Origin of the sequence: Hubeiibacter jixunmingi, from assembly GCF_041928215.1 — a bacterium.
In the GTDB taxonomy this organism is placed as follows: Bacteria; Pseudomonadota; Gammaproteobacteria; order Pseudomonadales; family Moraxellaceae; genus Acinetobacter.
Genome location: NZ_JBHFHK010000092.1, coordinates 1 through 6,069, shown reverse-complemented (window position 1 = coordinate 6,069; position 6,069 = coordinate 1). Strand labels below are relative to the sequence as shown.

Below are 6,069 nucleotides of genomic sequence, written 5' to 3'. Positions count from 1 at the left end.
GAATGAAATTAGTGGCAGGATTTATAAATTGGCAAGTTAATCGCTAAATTTACATTTTCGAAAGAGGTCTATTATATACAGAAAAATATTATTTTTGTTTTCCAGTTAAACTTTTCCTAGCTGAATATGACGAATATTATGAAATTAGCGAAGATGAGTATCATGAGTTTTTTGTTAATCAAGAACATATATTGGTTTTATTAGAAAGGGCAAGAAAACGCTTAGAAGATCATCGCCTAATGTTTGAATTACCAAAAATAAGGGGTATTCCTGATTAATTTAATTGGCATTAGATTTTTAAAATGGATATTTCTTTGGCGTTATTATGGCTTTTACAGTGATTTAAGAATGATCATTTAAAACAAAAAAATGCGAGCATAAAACTCGCATTTCTTTCTAAAGCTAAAATTAAAAAATCAATTATTCTTCAATATCCAATGCTTTTGGATGCTGACCTTCTTTGGCAAGTTTTAGATACCTCGCCAAAGATTTTTTGTTTTTACGCACGCCCACACCATCACGATAGGCTTCATACAGGGCAAAATAACCATCGACATCGCCTTTTTCGCCTGCTTGATTGAGTAGCTCAACCGCACGTTTGCTGTCCGTTTCTACGCCTTCGCCTTTGAGATATGCCATGCCAAGCATAAAGTCCGCACGCACATCGCCACGCTCTTTGGCATGGTTAAACCATTCCATGGCTTGCTGTGGGCGTTGTTGCTGTTGCTCGTACAAACCACGGCATAGCAATGCTTTTGGATGACCTGCTTGTGCTGCAGCATCTAACCAAGGCAAATGCGCTTCATGTTCCATTGGTAAGTGCATTGCCAAACTAAACATCGCATCGACATTGCCTTGACGGGCTGCACGCTCAAACCATGCTACTGCTTCTTGTACATTTTGTTCCACGCCCAAACCTTGTGACCAACATTGACCCAAAGAATATTGAGCAGGTGAAAAACCTTGCTGTGCCGCATGAGCAATGAAATTCAACGCTTGTGGTAGGATACGATCCGCTTCTTGGAAATCTTCTTGCTGACTTGCCAATTGTAATAAATCCGCACCAACTCGATAGGCTGCCTCGGTATGACCCAATTGTGCAGCTTTAACCATTAATTGCTCTGCAAGTTGCTGATCACCATTTTCAAGGTTAAATTCGATGAGACTACGCGTATACGTACCCAATGGATGATCATTAGCGGTCGCAAACTCAGCATAAGGTAATGCTTTTTCTAGCTCGCCTTTTTGTACATAACGTACTGCTAATAGGCTTTGTACAAAAGGATTACCCGTTTCATACTTGTGTAAGAAGTCTAATACTTTTTGCTCATCGAACTCTGGGCGGTCTGCCAAGAATACCAAGCTGTTTACGTGATTATTTTTTACAGCATTGTCTGCAACGATTTGGAAAGCCTGTGCTGGGTCTTGTGCCAAAACTTGGGTTGCATAGGTCAGGATTGCATCAGCGTTATTCATTGATACCGCTTTCTGTAGATAATCTGCACCTTTTTTCAGGTTTGCTGGTACGCCAGCACCTGTCTGGAACATTTCTGCCAATTGGTAGTAGCCATAAGATTGACCCTGAATACCTGCATGTTCAAAGAATAAAATTGCTTTGACTGCATCTTTTTCGACATAGTGACCTTGCAAATACCAACGCCCAAGCAATAGACTTGCTACGCCTACGCCTTTGTTTGAAGCTTGTACCAATAAATTGACACGGTTTTGAGCTTCTAGCATATTTTGTGCTGGTGCGATTTTCTCGGCATATTCAACCAAATCAAAGCAGGCTTGTGCATCGCCTTGTTCAGCTTTTTGACGTAATTGTTTTTCAAATTCAGCTTGTGTGGTTTGGCTTTGGGTTGCTTGTTCGGCTTGCTTTACGTCTGCTGTAGCAACCTTCGCACTGGTTTTACTATCTTTAGTCGCTTTTTGCTCTTTTTCAGCGTGTGGCTTTTGTACTTTATCGGTTTTCCCCGTTTTTGGCTGTGGTTTTGCTTTTGCAGTTACTTTGGTTTGCTTTGACATAATGTGACCTAAATCAAAAAATTCATAAATAGATGTGGTTATTTTAGCGTTTTCGTCACAATCTTGCTATTGTTTTGCACAATTTTTATTGCTAATTTAAGTAATTATTGCTTATTTTTTGGAATTTTTTTATGAAAAATCAAATTGATACCCTATTACAAAAGCTTGATGCAGGACAAGCAAAATTTGCCGATGTATTGGCATTGATTGAGCAAAATTATCAGCATCAGCCGACTGCCTTTCAAAATGGTGAACAACATAATACCGTTGAACAAAATCAAGGCAGTGCCAAAGTATTAAGTTTTGCCAAATTACATCATTTAAATCAAAAAGATACCTTAAAATTATTTGCTGAACATTATCAAAGTGTTTTGGCAACGCCAGAACAAACTGACCATCAAAATATCCGCCAATTTATGCAACATGGCTGGGCTGGGGTAAACTTTGATGGTTTTGCTTTGACTAAGAAATAAAATGTATAGTCTATCACATTTTTAAAATTATCAAGTGCCTTACATGATTGTGGGTACTTTATTTTTTTTGTTTAAAATTAAGTAAAACAGTCTCTTTTTATTTATACATCCCGTTCACATTACTATAAAAAAAGTCGACTAAATCACTTTTTATCAGTCTAAATCATGACATTAATCTTAATTTTTATTAAAAAAGCCAAAATAATAATTTTTTCCAATTAATCATATTTCTTTTATATTTGACTTTTAAAATTTATACGCATAGCATGAAGTTATTAGCTCTCTAGTAAGTAAACGGAATTTCTGCTATGAAATTATCATTTCAACTTTCTCTCATTTTCTCTGCAATGACATTGGTCGCATGCCAACCTACAACCAATCCAAGTAACTCAAATACGGCAACGACAAATAGCACTGCAAGTGCAACTGGTACTAATAATACCGATAGCACCGTAGCAACGACAAAGGCAGATACTTTTGTCAGCAAATTACCTGCCAATGCCCCAACCTACAAAGTCGCCACCAGCGATACCAATCCACCATTTTCATTTATGGATGATCATGGCAAATTAATGGGATTAGATATTGATGCGATACATGCGATCGGTGAAGCAGGTGGGTTTAAAGTACAGTTTTATAGTATGCCTTGGGCAGATATGTTCCGTAATGTTGAAACGGGTAAATTTGACTTGGCAGCGTCGGGTATTTCATATAGTGATTCACGTAATACTACCTATAATCTATCTCACCCTTATTTCTTTAATCCAGCAGCGATGATGTGGAAAAGTGACCATGCTGATATCAAAAATCTTAATGATGCTAAAAATATTAAACTTGGTACCATTAAAGGTAGTATCATGGCTGGACAATTCAAAGCCATAGGCGGTAAAGACTTGACCGAATTTAATACGCCATTTTTGATGTTCCGTGGCTTGATGACTGATAAAGTCGATGCAATTGCCTATGATGAGCCAGTATTCCGTTACAATGCCAAGCAATATCCAGAGATGAAAGTCAAAATCGTAGCCTATGAAGGACGAGATGTGCCAACATCTCAACAGATCATCTTACTCAAAAAAGGCAATGATGAGGTCACACAAAAAGTCAATGCTGGGATTGATAAAATTTTAAGCAATGGCGAAATGCAAAAAATTGAAGAAAAATGGTTGGGGAAAAAGTAATTTTTCTTTTTATCTAAATTGAAAAGTCCGCTTGTATAGCGGATTTTTCATTGCTTATTTAGACCGTTACCCTAACCAAATCATGTTTATCTTTTTTCTCAAAAGCAATCTTCACATCCAAAAATCGCATAATCATATCCGCTTGCGTTCGGCTATGTTCACTGATCATTTGTGCAGTAAAACGTCCGCCTTGACCTAATGCCATCGGCAATAATAATTGATCGGTCAAATATTCATCCGCCACCGCATCACTGGCAAGATATTGTTTTACCGTCTTGGCAAGTTTATTGGCAATGCTTTCACTTGGCTTTTTATGCTCACCGAGTGCGGTAAAAATTTGGCTGTGATGTTCAAATTCTGCTTGCACATATAAGCAATTGCCTTGGCTGATACCGTCCAATTGATATTGTGATGTGTGATTTAACTGCAATTTATGCTTTAAAGTGATTAATTCACGCACGGCAATATTGCTATCTAAATTTAGACAGTTTGCAAAGGCATTTAATGCCAATAATTCACCTGTTTGCAATACTTGATAAGACAAACGCTGTGTCCATGGTTGAATTTCCACATGGATTTTTCCGCCACCAATCGGGGCAAAGCCTGCTTGCTCTAAGCGGACGGTCATATTCACGCCCATTTTGGCGAGTGCTGGCACAAAGCATTGTTGGATAAATTCTGCGGTCGGTGCCATCGGGTTGTGCGTACCACCTTGAATGCGAATGGTCGATAGGCTATTTTGCAACAATAACGCTGGCAATAAGGTTTGTAATACCAAAAAGGTACTGCCTGCCGAGCCAATATTCAGCTCAAACGTGCCTGCCGTGACCGCTTGTGGACGGAAATAAATCTCTGTACTGCCAAGGCTTGCCCCAGTGACTTCGGCATGGCTAATCATCTGTGATGCTTGTACACAGACCAAATGCTGACGCAGTAAGCCTGATTTTTTGCGTCCTGCACGAATATTGTAAAGATGTATCGGTGTGCCTGTAATCATTGATAAGGATAAAGCAGTACGCAAAATCTGCCCACCGCCCTCACCGAATGAGCCATCAATCGATAAATATTTGTCTTTGGATAAATTTTTCATATTGTTCTCAAAATAAAAATGAACATACTGTCAAGATCGGGTAGTAAAATCTAAAGTGTACATCAGCGATTAAGCCGAGTTAAGTGGTGCAAGGTGCTGAGTATTAAAGATAAATGTAGAGTCGAACTACACGCAAACCATCACTCTCTATGCGTACCAAGCATTGTGCCACAACAATATTTATTCAACCCCTTGCTATGGCGTATCGGGGGTCTTGACCTTCGCCCAGTATGTCCAAACCGTTGTGTACAATGCTTATTCCATCAGCTCAATCTGCCAGTTATTGGCTTGAATGGTATTATTGATTGTACGAATTTTTTCGCTAATATCATCGGCTTGCTTTTGCAAGGCTTTGACAGGAATGGTCACCACCCATTTGATCTCACGGTTGCTATAACGGTCGTTATTGCGACGTGCTGCGTTGAGTGCTGACATCACGATTTTATGGCGTTCTACCAGTTTATCACGCTCAACCAATACCGTCATCAAGGTATGATTGCCAATCATGGTATGGGCATTGGTACGGTGAATTTTTGCAATTAAATCATGTAATTGATCATTAACTTGTTGGGCGTCAATCATCAATTCTTGCGAATTTTCATCAGGTGTTTCGTTTTCTTGCACCTGAATATTGCGGTCGATACGTGCCTTTAAACTGGCAAGTTTCTTTTGTAAATCCGCACGCAATAATAATGCTTCTGCGAGTTTCATGTTTAACTCTCCTCAGTTTGTTTAAAATTTTTTCTTTCAAGTCGAAGTGTAGGACACTTTACTCCACTTTTCGTGTCGAAAGCTTCAGTTTCTCTAATTGCTTTTTCCCGAACAGAAAATACGAATGAATAAATAGCTGAACGGGTTAGTTGTAAAATATTTTCAAAACTTTTAAGAAATTCTGTTTCCTCAACATACTCCATTTCATTTAAATATTTTCTTGATTCAAAAATATCTATTGGTATTTCACCCCTGTATATTACAAGGTAACTATGTTCAAGTTTATTACGCCATTCTTTGTAGTTTGCAAAGCTTCCATTTTTATCCTGATGTTTTTTATTAACATTTAAGTCACAAGCAATACTATAAAGAGCAATTAAACCTTTGTTATTTAAATCTTCAAATTTTTTTAGCCTACTTGGGTTGTCTAGTTGCCAAAAATTCTGAAAATAGAAATGATTGCTATTTGGCTTAATATCGAATAAATTTGCAACCGCAACAGCAATTTTATCTAGGGTGTGTTGACATACAAAGAAAATCAGTTATTCTGATTATATGAATAGACTAACACTTACTGATGCCCAAT

At 38.0% G+C, this 6,069-nt stretch carries 6 protein-coding genes; 2 read left to right on the top strand and 4 right to left on the bottom strand.

Annotated features, from left to right (window positions below):
* Positions 1-420: 420 nt before the first annotated feature.
* Positions 421-2,028, bottom strand: a complete 1,608-nt coding sequence (locus ACEYX7_RS10325) for a tetratricopeptide repeat protein (protein ID WP_374805230.1) — start codon at positions 2,026-2,028, stop codon at positions 421-423.
* A 131-nt stretch (positions 2,029-2,159) separates the two neighbouring features.
* On the opposite strand from ACEYX7_RS10325, the gene ACEYX7_RS10320 reads away from it, so the two are divergent.
* Positions 2,160-2,501, top strand: a complete 342-nt coding sequence (locus ACEYX7_RS10320; protein ID WP_374805229.1) for a HopJ type III effector protein — start codon at positions 2,160-2,162, stop codon at positions 2,499-2,501.
* A 308-nt stretch (positions 2,502-2,809) separates the two neighbouring features.
* Positions 2,810-3,682 carry a substrate-binding periplasmic protein gene (locus ACEYX7_RS10315; protein ID WP_374807167.1) on the top strand — a complete coding sequence of 291 codons (873 nt, stop codon included), beginning with the start codon at positions 2,810-2,812 and terminating at the stop codon, positions 3,680-3,682.
* A 58-nt stretch (positions 3,683-3,740) separates the two neighbouring features.
* On the opposite strand, the gene rtcA is transcribed toward ACEYX7_RS10315, so the two are convergent.
* The 3 genes from rtcA to ACEYX7_RS10300 form a co-directional block, all read right to left on the bottom strand.
* The gene (gene rtcA / locus ACEYX7_RS10310) at positions 3,741-4,772 is read right to left on the bottom strand and encodes an RNA 3'-terminal phosphate cyclase (RefSeq protein ID WP_374805475.1); all 1,032 of its coding nucleotides are present in this window, start codon (positions 4,770-4,772) and stop codon (positions 3,741-3,743) included.
* 255 nt (positions 4,773-5,027) lie between these two features.
* Entirely contained in the window at positions 5,028-5,483 is a 456-nt protein-coding gene (locus ACEYX7_RS10305; RefSeq protein ID WP_374805476.1) for a DIP1984 family protein, read from the bottom strand.
* 2 nt (positions 5,484-5,485) lie between these two features.
* On the bottom strand, positions 5,486-5,989 hold the full coding sequence (locus ACEYX7_RS10300) for an LA2681 family HEPN domain-containing protein (RefSeq protein ID WP_374900542.1): 504 nt from the start codon (positions 5,987-5,989) through the stop codon (positions 5,486-5,488).
* Positions 5,990-6,069: the final 80 nt, after the last annotated feature.

Excerpts from the sequence above, each read along its gene's own strand:
- ACEYX7_RS10325 (WP_374805230.1), bottom strand. The coding sequence starts at position 2,028 with ATGTCAAAGCAAACCAAAGTAACTGCAAAAGCAAAACCACAGCCAAAA.
- ACEYX7_RS10320 (WP_374805229.1), top strand. The coding sequence starts at position 2,160 with ATGAAAAATCAAATTGATACCCTATTACAAAAGCTTGATGCAGGACAA.
- ACEYX7_RS10315 (WP_374807167.1), top strand. The coding sequence starts at position 2,810 with ATGAAATTATCATTTCAACTTTCTCTCATTTTCTCTGCAATGACATTG.
- rtcA (WP_374805475.1), bottom strand. The coding sequence starts at position 4,772 with ATGAAAAATTTATCCAAAGACAAATATTTATCGATTGATGGCTCATTC.
- ACEYX7_RS10305 (WP_374805476.1), bottom strand. The coding sequence starts at position 5,483 with ATGAAACTCGCAGAAGCATTATTATTGCGTGCGGATTTACAAAAGAAA.